The organism is Streptomyces sp. NBC_00654, from assembly GCF_026341775.1.
Lineage (GTDB): Bacteria > Actinomycetota > Actinomycetes > Streptomycetales > Streptomycetaceae > Streptomyces.
Window position 1 is genome coordinate 284,703 of record NZ_JAPEOB010000002.1, and the last position, 14,905, is coordinate 299,607.

Below are 14,905 nucleotides of genomic sequence, written 5' to 3' on the forward strand. Positions count from 1 at the left end.
GGGCCCCTGCGCGGGCGAGGGCCGCTCGTCAGAAGTCCCAGCCGTCTTCGGTGGCGGTGCCCTCGACCGGTTCGGGTACGGCGGAGGGCCCGCCGACCATGCCCGCGGTCAGGGTGGTGCCGTCACCGGGGTCGATCAGGATGAACGAGCCGGTGCGGCGCGAGTCGGCGTAGAGGTCGACGGGCAGCGGCTCCGCGGTACGGATCCTGACGCGGCCGATGTCGTTGGCGACGAGCCGGCCGGGGCAGGGGTGCGGGGACAGGTCATCGAGGGTGAGCCGGGAGGGGATGCTCTCGACGATGGCCTTGACCGTGCGGGTGCCGTGCTTGAGCAGCACCCGGTGCCCGACGGTCAGTGCCTGGTCGGCCACATGGCAGACGGTCGCCTCGATGTCCTGGGTGGTCGCCGGGGCGTCCGTCGTCGGCACGATCAGGTCACCACGCGAGACGTCGATGTCGTCCTCCAGCAGGACGGTCACCGACTGCCCGGTCCAGGCGGTGTCGACCCGCCTGCCGAGCAGGTCGATACCGGAGATCCTCGTCGTACGACCGGACGGCAGGATCGTGACCGGCTCGCCGACCCGAAGGGAACCGGCCGCGATCCGGCCGGCGTAGCCGCGGTAGTCGGCGTGTTCGGCGGTCCGGGGCCGGATGACGTACTGCACCGGCAGCCGGGCCCGCCGGTGGGCCGGGTCGTGGCTGACCGGGACCGTCTCCACGTACTCCAGCACCGTCGGGCCGCTGTACCAGTCCATGACCGCCGACGGCTCCACCACGTTGTCCCCGGCCAACGCCGAGACCGGGATCGCGGTGACCTCGGGGATGCCCAGCTCGGCCGCGTACGCCGTGAACTCCTTCACGATCGCGGCGAACACCGGCTCGCGGTAGCCGACCAGGTCCATCTTGTTGACCGCCAGGACGACGTGCGGGACGCGCAGCAGCGCGGCGATGGCGGCGTGACGGCGGGTCTGCTCGACGACACCGTTGCGGGCGTCGACCAGGATCACGGTCAGCTGGGCGGTGGAGGCACCGGTGACCATGTTGCGGGTGTACTGCACATGCCCGGGTGTGTCGGCCAGGATGAACCGCCGCTTCGGGGTGGCGAAGTAGCGGTAGGCGACATCTATCGTGATGCCCTGTTCTCGTTCGGCGCGCAGACCGTCGGTGAGCAGGGCGAGGTCGGGCGTGTCCTGGCCACGGCCGGCCGACGCCCGCTCCACGGCCTCCAGCTGGTCGGCCAGCACCGACTTGGAGTCGTGCAGCAGCCGGCCCACCAGCGTGGACTTGCCGTCGTCGACGGAGCCGGCTGTGGCGAACCGCAGAAGGGTGGTGGTCGGGAGTTCCGTGGTCCTGGTCATGCTCAGAAGTACCCCTCGCGCTTGCGGTCCTCCATGGAGGCCTCGGAGAGCTTGTCGTCGGCGCGTGTCGCGCCCCGTTCGGTCAGCCGGGACGCGGTGATCTCCACGATGACCTGGTCCAGGGTCACCGCGTCGGACTCGACGGCGCCGGTGCAGGACATGTCACCGACGGTGCGATAGCGGACGCGCCGCTTCTCGACTCTCTCGCCGTCCCTCGGGTCACCCCACGGCCCCACGGGCAGCCACATCCCGGAGCGCCGGAAGACCTCGCGCTCATGGGCGAAGTAGATCTCCGGCAGCTCGATGCCCTCGCGGGCGATGTACTGCCACACATCCAGCTCCGTCCAGTCGGACAGCGGGAAGACCCGTACGTGTTCACCGGGGGCGTGCCGGCCGTTGTAGAGCTGCCACAGCTCGGGACGCTGGCGGCGCGGGTCCCACTGCGAGAACTGGTCCCGGAGGCTGAACACCCTTTCCTTGGCCCGGGCCTTCTCCTCGTCACGACGGCCGCCGCCGAGGACCGCGTCGAACCGCTCCGACCGGATCCTCTCCGTCAGCGGCAGCGTCTGCAGCGGATTACGGGTCCCGTCGGGGCGCTCCTTGAGCGCACCGCGGTCGATGTAGTCCTGTACGGAGGCCACATGGAGACGCAGCCCATGGGCCGCCACCACACGGTCCCGGTGCTCCAGGACCTCCGGGAAGTTGTGTCCGGTGTCCACGTGCAGCAGCGCGAACGGCACCGGGGCGGGCGCGAACGCCTTCAGCGCGAGGTGCAGCATGACGATGGAGTCCTTGCCGCCGGAGAAGAGAATCACCGGCCGCTCGAACTCACCCGCCACCTCGCGCAGGATGTGCACCGCCTCCGACTCCAGCACGTCCGCGTGGCTCAGCGTGCACGGGTTGCCGGTTCTCCCGGCCTGTGTCGTCGCCGTCGTCATGCCAGCCCTCTCTCCCGCAGCAGCGCGACGAGCGCCTGCGCCGACTCCGCCCTGCTCTGCTCGTGCGCCGGGATCCGCAGATCCGGTGCGGCCGGCGGCTCGTACGGATCGTCCACCCCGGTCAGTCCGGCCATCTCGCCGCGCGCCTGCCTGGCGTACAGACCCTTCACATCGCGCGTGGCGCACACCTCGACCGGCGTCGCCACATGCACCTCGACATACGCGGTACCGGCGGCCCCGTGCCGTGCGCGCACCGCCTCGCGGGCGTCCGCGTACGGGGCGATGACCGGGACCAGCACCGTCACACCGTGGGAGGCGAGCAGCTCCGCGACATAGCCGATGCGGTACACGTTCACCTCCCGGTCCTTGCGGGAGAAGCCGAGGCCGGCCGTCAGGTGCGCGCGCAGCTCGTCGCCGTCCAGGATGTGCACCCGGCGCCCGGCGGACCGCAGTTCGGCGGCCGCGGTCGACGCGATCGTGGTCTTGCCCGCGCTGGGCAGGCCGGTCAGCCACACCGTCGCGCCGACCGCGCCGCCGTTCGTGCATTCGTCGGTCATGTGCTCCATCCGGGGTACGGTTCGTCGAAGAGAGCGTTCCCGTGCGGGCGGGCAGCGGCCGGCCGGGACCTCACCCGCCGTCCGAGGAGCGGATGCCCGCCGCCTCGATCCCGATCTCGATCGCGGTGACGGCTATCAGCTGTCCGGTCGCCGTGTCGCGCAGGGCCATGTCGGCCACCTCGACGTCCGACGAGCCGGTGCTCCGCCACCTGCGCACGGTGACCGCGAAGACCGTGCCGGGGTCGGCGTTGCCGAAGTAGCCGATCTTCTGGTCGATCACCCTGCGCCGCAGGAACTGTTCGTCCGTCCGTCCCAGCGATCGCCACAGACGCAGCAGCATCGTGTCGAAGACGGAGAAGTACGAGGCGAAGTACATCAGTCCGGCGCCGTTGAGGTCGCGCACGACATCCAGGGCGTATTCGAAGGTCCGGGGCTGCCCGGCCTCCCGGAACCCGGGCGGGCCCGCCGGGTGGAAGCTTCCGGTGGCCCGGGCCCGGCCCACGAGGGACCGGGGGGAGTAGGCGTTCGGAAGCGGCGCCAGCTCCTGGTAGCCGAAGTCCGGGGGTGTCACCTGAGCGAGACCCCGGTTGCTGCCTGCGGTGCCGCGGGCGATCCACCGGTTGAAGTTCTCCGCGTAGAGGCAGTGCGGGTGCGGGTGTTCGTACACCTCCGCCGGATCCAGCGGTCCGTCCGGCAGTTCCAGTCCGGCGGGGGCCAGCCGGTGCAGGGTGATGACCGACTGGCTGCCGAACTGGAAGGCCCTGGAGTCCACCCGGAGTTCGTCGCCGAAGGTGAGCCCGTGGGGATGGACGACGTCTCCGCCGCGCACATGGAAGTAGTAGAAGGACAGGTAGGCGGGGTCTCCCCCGGCGGTCCGGGCCGCGTGTACGTTGATCCGGCACGACTCGCTCACCACCTCCCAGGTCCAGTCCCCGATCCGGCCGAACACCGTTGAGCCGCCGCTGCACATGCCCGGCGCGACGACCACGTGACGGGAGACCCCGGCGTCGTCCGCGGCCGGAGCACCTCGTGCGGTGTGAAGAGTGGTCATACCTCCGCCTCCTTTCGGGCCTGACGCGTCCGACCGGCTCCGGCCGTGGCCGTCCGCCTCGCGGAGCGCCACTCGTCGGCCGCTGCGAGGAACCGGTCGTTGTCCTCGGCGGAACCGACCGACACACGCACGCCCACGCCCGGGAACGCCCGTACCGCGATGTCCCTGCCCGCACACCACTCACCGAAGCCGGCGGCGTGCCGGCCCAGTGCCAGCCAGAGGAAGTTCGCCTGGCTGTCCGGGATCTCCCAGCCGCGGCGCACCAGGGTGTCACGTACGCGAGTGCGTTCCGCGACCGTGCTGTCGACGCGCCGCAGCAGTTGCTCCTCGAGTCCGAGGGCCGCGACGGCCGCCCGCTGCGCGACGGTGTTCACCGCGTAGGGGAGACATGCCTTGCGCAGCCTCTCGACGACATGGGCGTCCCCCACCAGGTATCCGGTCCGCAGTCCGGCCAGTCCGTACGCCTTCGAGAACGTGCGCAGCACGACCAGGTTCGGATGGGCGGCGCACAGCCCCAGGGCACTGGTCACCGCCGGGCCGCGGACGTACTCGTAGTAGGCCTCGTCCACGGCCACCAGGCAGGTCGGCGGCACGGACTCGATGAACGTCCGGAGTTCCTCGTGACCGATGGCCGTGCCCGTCGGGTTGTTGGGGTTGCAGATGATGACGAGCCTGGTCCGGGAGGAGATCCGGGCGGCCATGGCCCGCAGGTCATGAGCTTCGCCGACCAGCGGCACCTGTACGGATTCCACGCCGGCCAGGGCGGCGAGCGTGGGGTAGACCTCGAACGACGGCCAGGCGTACACGGCTTCGGCGCCGGGATCGGCGACCGACTGGAACAGGGTCTGCAGGAGGGCCACGGAACCGGCACCGACCACGATTCGGTCCTCCGCGATCCCGTGGGACCGGGCGAGGGCACCTGTCAGCGCTCCGCAGCCGGGGTCCGGATAGCGGTTCACCGTGGAACCGGCTTCCTCGATCGCCTCGACGATGCCGGGAAGAGGAGTGTGCGGCGACTCGTTCGCCGACAGCGGGCGAGGCCGCGCCGTCGGTCCGTGAACACCTTCGGACGGCTTGTAGGAGGCGACGGTTTCGAGAACCGCGCGCAGCGGTGGATGAGACATGGGACTCCCGATGGAGAGGACGCCGCCGCGTTCAGTGGTGCGGACGGCGCCCGAATCGACTGTGGGGCTCAGCCTCCCGGCCGCCGTTCCGCCATCAGACGGGCCACGTCGGCGAGGGTGCCGGCGTCCAGCAGTTCGTAGTCGTGGACCTCGATGCCGAGCCGCTCGTTCAGCGCGGTGGCGAGTTCCAGTACCGCCAGGGAGTCGAGCCCGACCTCCTCACGGGTGGCCGTGGGCACGACATCCTCCTCGCGTACGTGCAGTTCGCCGACCAGGATGTCCTTGAGTACGTCGTACACGACTGGCTCTTCCCTCGCTCGCTGTCCTCACCCGACCGAAAGCCGCGGGCTTGCGGCCCTCACGCACCACGAGCCGCCTTCAGGGCGAGGGCCACCTCGACGATGAGGTCCTCCTGGCCCGCCACGGCCTGCCTCTTGCCCAGTTCGAAGAAGACGTCGCGCGGATCGACGTCCTCACGCCGCGAGATGTCCAGGACCCGGTTCTTGAACCCGGAGAACACTCCGGCCAGACCGCTGACGACACTCACCGAGTCGATGGTGGGTGGGGCCGGCATGAGTTCGCGCTCGGCGATGTCGGCCGCGTCGAGCAGACCGTACAGATCGATTCCCGTCGAAAAGCCCGTCCGTTCCAGCACGGGCACCAGGACCTCCAGCTGGGTGTTCCCCGCGCCCGCTCCGAACCCCCGGGCGCAGGCGTCCAGGATGTCCGCACCCGCTTCCGCGGCAGCGATCGAGTTCGCGACCGCCATCCCGAGATTGTTGTGGGCGTGGAACATCACCGGCACCTCGACGGCTTCGCGCATGGCGGCGACGCGCTCCGTGACATCGGCCGGCAGATAGTGGCCGGAGGAGTCCATGATGCCCACCGCGTTCGCGCCGAACTCCACCAGCCGGGCGCATTCCTGTGCCAGCCGTTCGGGACTCGCCATGTGACTCATCAGAAGAACGGCCTGGGCCTGGACCCCTTGCTCCCGGAGAAAGCCCAGATGCCGTTCGGCGAGGTCTCCTTCGGTGCAGTGGGTGCCGATCCGCACCACATCCACCTGGTGGGCGATGGCCCGTTCGAGGTCCGCGGTCGTGCCCCATCCCGGCAGCATGAAGACGGCCATCCTGCTGTCGCGCAGGGACTCCCGCACGATCGACAGCATCTCGTCGTCGCCGAGCCGGGCCTGCCCGACCTGGAGGGAGGAAGCTCCCAGACCGTTGCCGTGCCCCACCTCGACCAGGGGAACGCCGGCGGCGTCCGCCGCCCGCGCGTAGGCACGCAGTTGTTCACGGCCCAGCTGGTGACGGACGGCGTGATGGCCGTCGCGCAGGGACGCGTCGTAGATGAGCACCGGCTTTCCGGCGCCGCCGGGAGATGCTGCTGCGCTCATGACGTCTCCGTACCCGTGCTCGCCCGGCCGACCGCCGCACACTGTTCGGCGACATGGACCGCGGCGGAGTTGATGATGTCGAGGTTGCCCGCGTACCGGGGGATGCGTCCGCCGGACGAGGTGACCTCCGCTGCGACGAACACCTTGTTCTCCTCCACGACGCACGCGGTGATCCGGTACCCCGTGGCGAAGGAGCGGACCTGCTCGGCCGCGGCCGTCACGGCCGCGTTCACCGAAGCCGTGCCGAACCCCTCCCCCAGCATCGACATGGCGACCCGGAAGGTCGCCGGCGGCCTGGCCGGACTGATGTTGAGGATCGCCTTGACGTCCTTGACGCCGGTGAAGTCACGTACCGCGTCCTGCGTGGTCTCGACGTACTCGTCGAGATTGAGCCGGGTGGAGCGCCCGACACTCGGGCTGGCGGCCGTCGTGACGACTTCGACGTACTCGACCCTGTGTCCCTGGGTGACCGCGTGCAGGATCGGTATCGACGCCTGGCCACCGCAGCTGATCATGTTGATGTCGTCGCAGCTCAGGACCTCCGCCCCGTTCACGCTCGGAATCACCATCCGCCCCACCTTGCTCGGCGTCAGGTCCACGAGTTTCGTACCCGACAGACACAGGCGTTCCGCATGCTCGGCATGGGCCATGGCATTGGTCGCGTCGAACACGATGCCGAACGGCTGCGGGGCGTCCAGGAGGGACTCGATGCCGCGCGTACCGATGGCGAGACCGAGTTCGGCCGCCTGCCGCAGGCCGGGCGTCTTCTCGTCGCGTCCCACGACCAGCCCGCAGTCGAGGAACTCCGAACGCATGATCTTCTCTGCCAGATCGACGCCGATGAGGCCGGCGCCGAGGACGGCCACGGGCAGGCGCCCGTTTCGCTTCATGGCTGCATTGCCCTTCCCTCGCTAGAGATTCACCTTGGGGCGCGCCGGTGGTCTACAGGTCGCCGACGTGGAGGGTGACGGTGCCCAGCCGGTCGAACTCGGCCACGAAGCTGTCGCCGGGACGCATCGCGACGGCGGCGTGAAGGGCGCCCGTCATGATCAGCTGACCCGCTTCGAGCGTCACACCGTGCTCGCCGAGCACATTCGCCAGCCAGGCGACCACCGCGACCGGATCCCCCAGCGCGGCGGCACCGGCTCCGGTCGCCACGAGTTCGCCGTTGCGGGAGAAGGCCATACCGACGAGGCGCACATCGCAGTCGTCGGGCAGCGCGGCCGGAGGGCCGAGCACCACCGCGCCGTTCGACGCGAGGTCGGCGATGGTGTCCGCGAGCCGGATCCTCCAGCCCTCGATCCGGGAGTCGACGATCTCGAGCCCCGCCATGACTTCGGAGATCGCCTCCCGTGCCGCGGCCACGGTGACACCGGGCCCCTTGAGGGACGTTCCGAGCCGGAAGACGATCTCCGCCTCGACCTTGGGCGCTATGAACGAGCCGTTCGGCGTGGTGGCTCCGTTCTCGTACACGGTCGAGCCCAGCACCGGTCCGTAGTCCGGGGTACTGACACCGAACAGCTCCTGCATCGGGGCGGATGTGAGTCCCGCCTTGTAACCGACGACGCTGTCGCCCGCCGCTGTGAGCATGCCGACCAGTTCGCGCTGGATGGCGTATCCGTCGTGCATGTCCAGCGCCGGATGCTCGTCGGTGAAGGGAGGGATGGGACGGCCCGTCGCACGTGACTCGTACAGTGCCTTGGCCTTGACTCTGACATCGTCCACCGAGATGTTCACTCTGCTCCTGTCAGAACACATCGCACCTGCCGCATGGGCCCGCCGGTCACCTGTCCGCGACGCGGACCGTCTCGTGCTCCGACGCGTCGACGTCACCGATGACGTCGGGTCCGCCTCTGACGGACCGCCACCGGCACCCGGGGAACACGAGGTCCATGACGTGCGGACCGCATCACTCGGATCAGCAGAACGGATCCGGGCGAGGGGAGCACGGCCGCGAAGCCCGGGGCTCGATGCCTGCCCCCTCGTTTCGCGTCTCACCGTAGCCACGAAGTGAGCACCACAGAAGGTTTCACCCAGGCGCACGAGTCCGGTAATTGGGCATATTCACCACCCTGCCCCCCACGTAAATGGGGCCAAGAGGATGCGACCCGCACATCAAACGTGAGCTTCGTCACCGAACGTTTCCCAGGTCCGCCGGCCGTCCCGGGAAATGCGCCGACGCGCACCGGGGGTGGTCCCACCGGACCGCTCGCCGGGAGCCGTCTCATCGGGTCGGACTCTGCAGCCCGGCGGCCAGCCGTTCCCACTCCCTGGCGTAGTGGCTCACCACTTCGGTGAGAGCCCGTGCGCAGTGCGGTGGGACGGCGGCCAGCAGCTGCTCGCCCGCCGCCAGCCCGTGGGCCTGGCCGTTGAGCCAGCGCAGGAGAGCGCGGCCACTGTCCGTGAAGCGGATCGAGGGATCGTTGGAGAGAACGTCCATGGCCCGTACCCGGATGCGCACGGTCCCCCGCGAGGAGGGCTCCACCGGGGCCGGGCGGGAAGCCGGAACGGAACACCGCTGGGGCGCCGCGACCACGAGCGGGGGGAGGCACGCGGAGTCCTCGCGCACGTCCGCGGCGGCCGGTGGCTGCTCGTCCGATTCGCGTACGGCCGTGCACGACCGCAGTTCCTGCCGCAGGCGGTGCGCCGTGCTGACGGAGACACCGGCCTCCTGGGCCACTTCGCGCAGGGTCGCGCGGGGCCGTTCCGCCAGCAGGGACCGAGCCTTCTCCCGCCGCTCCGGCATGTCCGTCGGGCGCGCCCTGCCGTCCCTGCCCACACGTGGGATCGGTGGATTCGACTGAGGAGGTTCCTCAGTCGAACATCTCCCCCGTACTGCCCCTACCGTCTTCGGCGACACCCCTGTGACGGCGGCGATGGCCCGGTCCGACCAGTGGGGGTGGGTCGCGAGGATGCGCAGGACCGCCGCCTTGCGGTCCCCGAGTGTCAGGGGAAGGCCATGGCCGATGTTGGCCTGCACCGACCGGATGAACAGATCGGCCGACGCGCCCTCGACATAGCGGACCGTGATGTGGTGTTCCCCGCGCAGGGTCGCGGCCCGGAGCCGGTGCATGCCGTCGACCACGCGTCCCGTGTCCCGGTGCACGAGGATCGGTTCGAACTCGGTCCCGCTCCCCGCCAGTGCCAGCGCATGGCCCTCGCTCAGACCCTCCAGACGCGGCGAGTCCGCCGGCAGCAGGGATTCGACCGGCACTGTGTGAATCGTCGACTGCGATGCGTCAGACAACTGTTCCACCCCTTCTGCTTGCGGTGCCCCTGGGCCGTGTCCGCAGGTGCCTTCACTGCGAGCCTTCGCCCCTGCGCGCCCCGCGCCGGTCCCGCGAGGAACGGGTGTGCCCCGGCGCTAGGGGACGAAGGGAGGGTGAGGCCGGTTCAGGCCCGGGGCATCATCACGCCGCCCCGCTTCGGCGTTCCGCCGGGCCGTCGCGGTTGCCCGCCGACGGAGCGCGGCCGGTGACGGACGGACCGGCGGACTCCGGCACGCGGGCGTCGCCCGCCCCTTCTCACACCTTCTCGGCTGCCACTGTCCTGGGGACGAGCCCCCGGTAGGTGGTGTACGAGAACGGGCTCAACAGCAACGGAACGTGCAGGTGGCCCGGGTCGCCCTGGTAGTGGAGCGAGACGATGACTTCCCCGTACAGGCTGTCGACCGCCCGCTCGGCAAAGTACTCACCGGTTTCGAAGACCAGCCGGTAGGACCCGTACGGCAGGGCCTCGTCGGACAGCGAAGCGATCTTTCCCGCGCTGTCGGTCCGGGACCGGGCCACGGCGGGCCACGCGCCGTGCTCCCGGGCGTGCAGGGTGACGACCAGATCCTCGACCGGGCAGCCACTGGTGGAATCGATGACCCGAACCGAGATGCTCATGTGCCGTCACCTCCCGGTCGGCACAGGCCGTTCACCGTCCGCTCCTCACATGCCATCAACACCGCATCACATCCTGCGTCATAAGTACGTGAAGGCGCTCGCCGGCCGAACGCGGTCCGGGGTGTTCCTCGTCCGGGCCGAGTCATCACCGGGGCCGGGGAGTGCCCTTCGTGGCACTCCGTCCGGCCCTTCCCCCGTGCCACGTCGCGGGCGGCCCGCGCCGGATCCGGCGGCAGCCGCCTGCCGAGTGGCGGAAATTCAGCCCCAGATGGTGTCGTCCTGAATGTGGACGCCCGCGAATTCGGCCAGGGTGTACGGCAGAGCCAACATAGCGATCTCCCATGCGGAAACTCGTGACCCGGAGGTCCGGGTGGACTCCTCCAGTTCTAGTGAGTTCCCTTTTCGTCCTCCTACCGGAACGCTAAGTACTCGCTAAGCGTGGGGTGTTGGAGGGCGAAACCCGCTCGTGGGGCAGCCGTTGGCGCTGGCCGGCGTGGTTTCACCGGCCTGGCGGACGCCGCGCTCGGCGAAGTGCGCGGGACAGGGATCGCCTTCGCCCGCCGCTGCCTCGTCGGAGTGGGCACGTGTTCGTCCGCGCCGGCGACGCACCGCCGCACTTCACGTGACCGCGCCATCGCGGGGAAGGTGACCGGGGTGTGGGGTAGCCCGGCCTCGTTCGTCATTCGCGCGCCACGACTACTGGCCGACGGCGCACACCGCGTATCCATAGGGGGCGATCACGATCGGGATCTCCTGATCCGTCTCCCACTCGGCGAACGCGACCACGATGTGACTGTAGAACGGCCGTCTCCCGAGCGTCGCGAAATACCGGTCGCTCTCCAGGACCAGCCGGAACGGCCCGGGGGTGTCCTCCGGGAGGGACGGACGGTCCAGTCTCCCGTCCCTCCCGGTCAGCCCGTGCCACACGGTCTGCCACTCGTCCAGGCCAGGCCGTTCGATGCGGATCATCAGCCCGTCGACGGGCCGCCCATTGGTTCCATCAGAGACACACACTCCGAGCTTCACGTAACACCGGCCTCATCGATTGCATCCTTTGTGGGACGGAACACCGGATGCGTCCCGTCTGCGAACATCAGCCCCGCCGCCGCGACGGTTCGGTCCTGCCATCCCACCGCCCGGCATCCGCGGTCCGGACGGAGCCTCCCGCCGAGGTGGGCATCGTGCCACGCGGCCGGAAGGGACACCGGAGTTCCGTTTCCAGTTTGGCCGGTTCCGGTGCCGGGCCCCCGGGTCCGGCTGTCGGACCCGGGGACGGCGGTAAAAGGGTCAGCCGTCGGCCGCTCCGAGGCCCCGGCATCAGCCCGTGCTCGCCCGCGCGTAGGCAGCGGCCGCGTTGTCCGAGGCCACGCCGTCGGAGGCCGCGCGGACGTCGCTCATGAGACGCAACGTCTGATTCTGCCACTGGGTGGCCCGCATCCGCCCGAAGATGTCCAGGGCCGAGGTGAGGTGCTCCTTGGCGCGTTCATAGCTGCCCCTGTCCGCGGCCACCTCACCGAGCGAGAGCTGGATCCGTCCGATGGCCAGGTACTCATGGGCCCGGGAGGCGATCACCATGGCCTGTTCCAGCATCTCGTAGGCCGCGCCGTGGCTCCCCAGGCGCGACCGGACGACGGCCAGACCGCGCAGCGCGTAGCACTCACCCACCGGATCCCCGACCGAACGTACGGTCTCCAGCGCCCGTGCGAACACGCACTCGGCCTCGGCCACCTCGTCGATCTGCAGATGTGCCTCGCCCAGGCGGCACAGAATCTGCGCGCGCACCCGCCGGTTGCCCGAGCGCTCCACCGCGGCCAGACCGGCGGCCATGGTGTGTTTTCCCTCCGTGACCAGACCACGGTCCAAGTGGATCTGTGCGATGTTGCTCAGCACATGCGCCTCGGCGGTCGGGTCGTTCACCTCGGAGAGCATGACCAGTGCCTTCTCGTAGCCCGCCATCGCCTCGTCGAGGCGGCCCTGGACGCGGTCGACGAACGCGAGATTGCGCAGGGCCAGCGCTTCGCCGTGCACGTCGCCGACCTGACGGAACAGTTCACCGGCGAGCCCCAGGCGGCCTCGCGCCTCGTCCAGCTTGTACTGGAACATGTGCAGTGTGCCGAGGGAGTAGAGCATCGCTGCCTGACCACGCCGGTTGTCGTTGCGCTGGGTGGCCGCGAGCGCGATCTCGTGCGTCGTGCGCCAGTCGTCGAAGTAGCCGTACATCTCGAAGAGCGTGACCAGCGTCAGCGCCAGATCCCAGCAGAGCTCGTCGAGACCCGCGCCGGCGGCCTGTCTGACCGCCGTGATCAGACTGGCCCGTTCGCCCTCGAACCACCTGAGCGGATCGCCGAGTTCCCGGTCGACGACCGCACGGTCGAGTGCCAGGCGCGGCGCGTTCCCGTGGATCAGCGTGTGGTCCCCGCCGTAGGCCCGCCGGTGCGCCTCCTCGACCAGGAACAGCCACGTACTCAGCACTCGGCCGAGCACGACCGACCGCTCGGCGGTGCTCTCGTACTCGGCCAGGCACTCCTGGGAGTAGACCCGGACCAGGTCGTGCAGGCGATAGCGGGGGCGGCTGCCCCTCACCACCTCGACATCGACGAGCTGGGCGTCCACGAGGAACTCCAGGGTGTCCTCGGCCTCCGCCGCGGCGACATCGAGCAAGGGCGCCGCGACCCAGCTGGAGAACTCCGCCGCCTCCAGCATCGACAGACGCCGGAAGAGGCGCTGCGCGTCGGCGGGCAGGCCCTGGTAGGCCATGGCCAGGCCGGCCCGGACGCCGACCCCGCCGTGGGTCAGTTCATCCAGCCGCTGGCGTTCGTCACGGAGCCGGGCCACCATCTTGCTCAGGGGCCAGTGCGGCCGAGCGGCCAGCCGCGCCGCCACGATCCGCAACGCCAGCGCGAGATTGCCGCACAGCTTTATCAGGTGCAGTGCGCTGGACAGTTCGCTGTGGATCCGCTCGGTGCCGAGGATCCGGCTGAGCAGCTGTAACGCCTGTTCGGTGGAGAACACGTCGACCTGGACGGAACTCGTGCCCTCCAGACCGGCCAGCCGGGACCGGCTCGTGATCAGAACCGGGCAGTTGGACGATCCGGGTAACAGCCAGCGCACCTGTTCCTCGTCGATCGCGTCGTCGAGGACGATGAGCATACGCCGGTCGGCGACGAGGCTGCGGAACAGTTCCGCCCGTTCCTCGATGCTCGACGGCATGGCCGAGCCCCGTACTCCCAAGCTGCGCAGAAAGCGTTCGAGGATGCGTGTCGGCAGGATCGGCTGGGCCGACGGTCCTCTCAGCTTGGCGAACATCTGGCCGTCGGGGAATCGGTTCGCCAGGGAGTGTCCGAGATGTACCGCGAGGGTGCTCTTGCCGACGCCTCCTCTGCCGGTGATCGAGACGATCCGCAGGGCGTACGGCGTCTCCGTGGCTTCTTCCAGCGCCGCTTCGAGTCTGGCGAGCAGGTCGTCGCGTCCGGTGAAGTCGGCGATCGTGCCGGGCAGCAGCCGGGGCACCGCCGGTGGTCCGACGAAGGGCGCGGCCACCGGTGCCGGTGGCGGCGCCGCTTCGGGGGCCGCGGGCGTCGCCGGTACCGACGGCACCGCGGGCGGCGTACTCATCGGCCGCGCACCGTCCAACCGCCCGGACAGAATCGATTCCTGCAGCCGGCGGAGCTCCTCCCCCGGCTCGATGCCGAGTTCATCGATCAGCTCGCGCCGGCCACGCCGGTAGACCTCGAGCGCCTCGGCCTTGCGGCCCGACCGGGACAGCGCCACCATGAGCTGGGCGCGGAGGCGTTCACGCAGCGGGTTCTGCATGACCAGGTCGATCAGCCTCGCCACGAGCCGCTGGTGCAGGCCGAGAGCCAGCCGCGCGTCCACCCACTGCTCCACGACGGCGAGCCGCTGCTCGTCCAGCCGCGCGGCCGGAGCCTGAAGTGCCGTGCTCGTGATGCCACCGCCGAAGCACGAGGACCCGCGCCAGAGCCCGAGCGCGGCTTCGAAGGCGGACGCCGCCTCGTCGAAGCGGCCGGCCTCCTCCGCGATACGCCCGGCCGAAGCGGCCCGCTCGAAGGCGTAGAGGTCCAGCTCGTCATCCCCGACTTCGGCGAGGTAGCCGGGTGACCTGGTCTGGATGACATCGGGCAGACCGACCTTCGCCATGCTGGCGCGGACCATGGAGACACAGATCTGGATCTGGGCGCGCGCGGTGGGCGGTGGAGACGCGCCCCAGACCGCGTCGACCAGCCGGTCCATCGGAACGATCCGATTGGGCTCCAGCAGCAGAACCGCCAGAACAATTCGCTGACGCTCGGCGGTGATCAGCGCTGGGCCACCAGGGCCGACCACTTCCAACGGCCCTAATAGACGAAAGCGCATGACCGTCCTTCACATCCACGACACAGTTCCCGCCGGTCAGCTACGCACCAACATCATATCTACCTGACTCGATCGGGTCTATCCAGTGAACGGTGTCACTGAAGTGGCCGGAGATTCAGTGACGGGAAGAAATGCGCGGATTCACCCACAGGGTCCGAGAAGGCGACTGAGCCGAATGGGCGGGACCTCGGCCGTGGAAGAAGCCGGTTCGGCACGGTCCG

At 69.8% G+C, this 14,905-nt stretch carries 13 protein-coding genes; all 13 read right to left on the minus strand.

The window, feature by feature from the left end; genetic code table 11:
* Positions 1 to 28 precede the first annotated feature (28 nt).
* Positions 29 to 1,357 (minus strand): sulfate adenylyltransferase subunit 1, encoded by a 1,329-nt coding sequence (locus OHA98_RS21480; protein ID WP_266928305.1) that lies wholly within the window; start codon positions 1,355 to 1,357, stop codon positions 29 to 31.
* A gap of 2 nt (positions 1,358 to 1,359) precedes the next feature.
* Positions 1,360 to 2,295: a sulfate adenylyltransferase subunit CysD gene (gene cysD, locus OHA98_RS21485; RefSeq protein WP_266928306.1), complete on the minus strand. Its 936-nt coding sequence runs from the start codon at positions 2,293 to 2,295 to the stop codon at positions 1,360 to 1,362.
* Positions 2,292 to 2,852 carry an adenylyl-sulfate kinase gene (cysC, locus tag OHA98_RS21490; protein WP_266928308.1) on the minus strand — a complete coding sequence of 187 codons (561 nt, stop codon included), beginning with the start codon at positions 2,850 to 2,852 and terminating at the stop codon, positions 2,292 to 2,294. Before cysC ends, cysD begins: the two co-directional genes overlap by 4 nt.
* Positions 2,853 to 2,922: 70 nt before the next feature.
* Complete coding sequence (locus OHA98_RS21495; protein WP_266928309.1) at positions 2,923 to 3,903, minus strand: LnmK family bifunctional acyltransferase/decarboxylase; 981 nt, start codon at positions 3,901 to 3,903, stop codon at positions 2,923 to 2,925.
* A complete protein-coding gene (locus OHA98_RS21500; RefSeq protein ID WP_266928311.1) occupies positions 3,900 to 5,027 on the minus strand; it encodes a histidinol-phosphate transaminase in 1,128 nt (375 codons plus the stop codon). The genes OHA98_RS21495 and OHA98_RS21500 overlap by 4 nt, the downstream gene beginning before the upstream one ends.
* 68 nt (positions 5,028 to 5,095) lie before the next feature.
* Positions 5,096 to 5,326 carry an acyl carrier protein gene (locus tag OHA98_RS21505; RefSeq protein ID WP_266928312.1) on the minus strand — a complete coding sequence of 77 codons (231 nt, stop codon included), beginning with the start codon at positions 5,324 to 5,326 and terminating at the stop codon, positions 5,096 to 5,098.
* Positions 5,327 to 5,385: 59 nt separating this feature from the next.
* Entirely contained in the window at positions 5,386 to 6,423 is a 1,038-nt protein-coding gene (gene dmpG / locus OHA98_RS21510) for a 4-hydroxy-2-oxovalerate aldolase (protein ID WP_266928314.1), read from the minus strand.
* A complete protein-coding gene (locus tag OHA98_RS21515; RefSeq protein WP_266928315.1) occupies positions 6,420 to 7,313 on the minus strand; it encodes an acetaldehyde dehydrogenase (acetylating) in 894 nt (297 codons plus the stop codon). The genes dmpG and OHA98_RS21515 overlap by 4 nt, the downstream gene beginning before the upstream one ends.
* Positions 7,314 to 7,365: 52 nt before the next feature.
* Entirely contained in the window at positions 7,366 to 8,160 is a 795-nt protein-coding gene (locus OHA98_RS21520; RefSeq protein WP_266928316.1) for a 2-keto-4-pentenoate hydratase, read from the minus strand.
* 487 nt (positions 8,161 to 8,647) lie between these two features.
* The gene (locus tag OHA98_RS21525) at positions 8,648 to 9,637 is read right to left on the minus strand and encodes a helix-turn-helix domain-containing protein (RefSeq protein WP_266928317.1); all 990 of its coding nucleotides are present in this window, start codon (positions 9,635 to 9,637) and stop codon (positions 8,648 to 8,650) included.
* 310 nt (positions 9,638 to 9,947) lie between these two features.
* A complete protein-coding gene (gene uraH, locus OHA98_RS21530; protein WP_266928319.1) occupies positions 9,948 to 10,310 on the minus strand; it encodes a hydroxyisourate hydrolase in 363 nt (120 codons plus the stop codon).
* A 696-nt stretch (positions 10,311 to 11,006) separates the two neighbouring features.
* A complete protein-coding gene (locus tag OHA98_RS21535) occupies positions 11,007 to 11,324 on the minus strand; it encodes a hydroxyisourate hydrolase (protein WP_266928320.1) in 318 nt (105 codons plus the stop codon).
* A gap of 303 nt (positions 11,325 to 11,627) precedes the next feature.
* On the minus strand, positions 11,628 to 14,684 hold the full coding sequence (locus OHA98_RS21540) for a BTAD domain-containing putative transcriptional regulator (RefSeq protein WP_266928322.1): 3,057 nt from the start codon (positions 14,682 to 14,684) through the stop codon (positions 11,628 to 11,630).
* Positions 14,685 to 14,905: the final 221 nt, after the last annotated feature.

What these genes read in the sequence shown, in the direction of transcription:
- OHA98_RS21480 (WP_266928305.1), bottom strand. Translation starts at nt 1,357, where the DNA reads ATGACCAGGACCACGGAACTCCCGACCACCACCCTTCTGCGGTTCGCC.
- cysD (WP_266928306.1), bottom strand. Translation starts at nt 2,295, where the DNA reads ATGACGACGGCGACGACACAGGCCGGGAGAACCGGCAACCCGTGCACG.
- cysC (WP_266928308.1), bottom strand. Translation starts at nt 2,852, where the DNA reads ATGACCGACGAATGCACGAACGGCGGCGCGGTCGGCGCGACGGTGTGG.
- OHA98_RS21495 (WP_266928309.1), bottom strand. Translation starts at nt 3,903, where the DNA reads ATGACCACTCTTCACACCGCACGAGGTGCTCCGGCCGCGGACGACGCC.
- OHA98_RS21500 (WP_266928311.1), bottom strand. Translation starts at nt 5,027, where the DNA reads ATGTCTCATCCACCGCTGCGCGCGGTTCTCGAAACCGTCGCCTCCTAC.
- dmpG (WP_266928314.1), bottom strand. Translation starts at nt 6,423, where the DNA reads ATGAGCGCAGCAGCATCTCCCGGCGGCGCCGGAAAGCCGGTGCTCATC.
- OHA98_RS21515 (WP_266928315.1), bottom strand. Translation starts at nt 7,313, where the DNA reads ATGAAGCGAAACGGGCGCCTGCCCGTGGCCGTCCTCGGCGCCGGCCTC.
- uraH (WP_266928319.1), bottom strand. Translation starts at nt 10,310, where the DNA reads ATGAGCATCTCGGTTCGGGTCATCGATTCCACCAGTGGCTGCCCGGTC.
- OHA98_RS21540 (WP_266928322.1), bottom strand. Translation starts at nt 14,684, where the DNA reads ATGCGCTTTCGTCTATTAGGGCCGTTGGAAGTGGTCGGCCCTGGTGGC.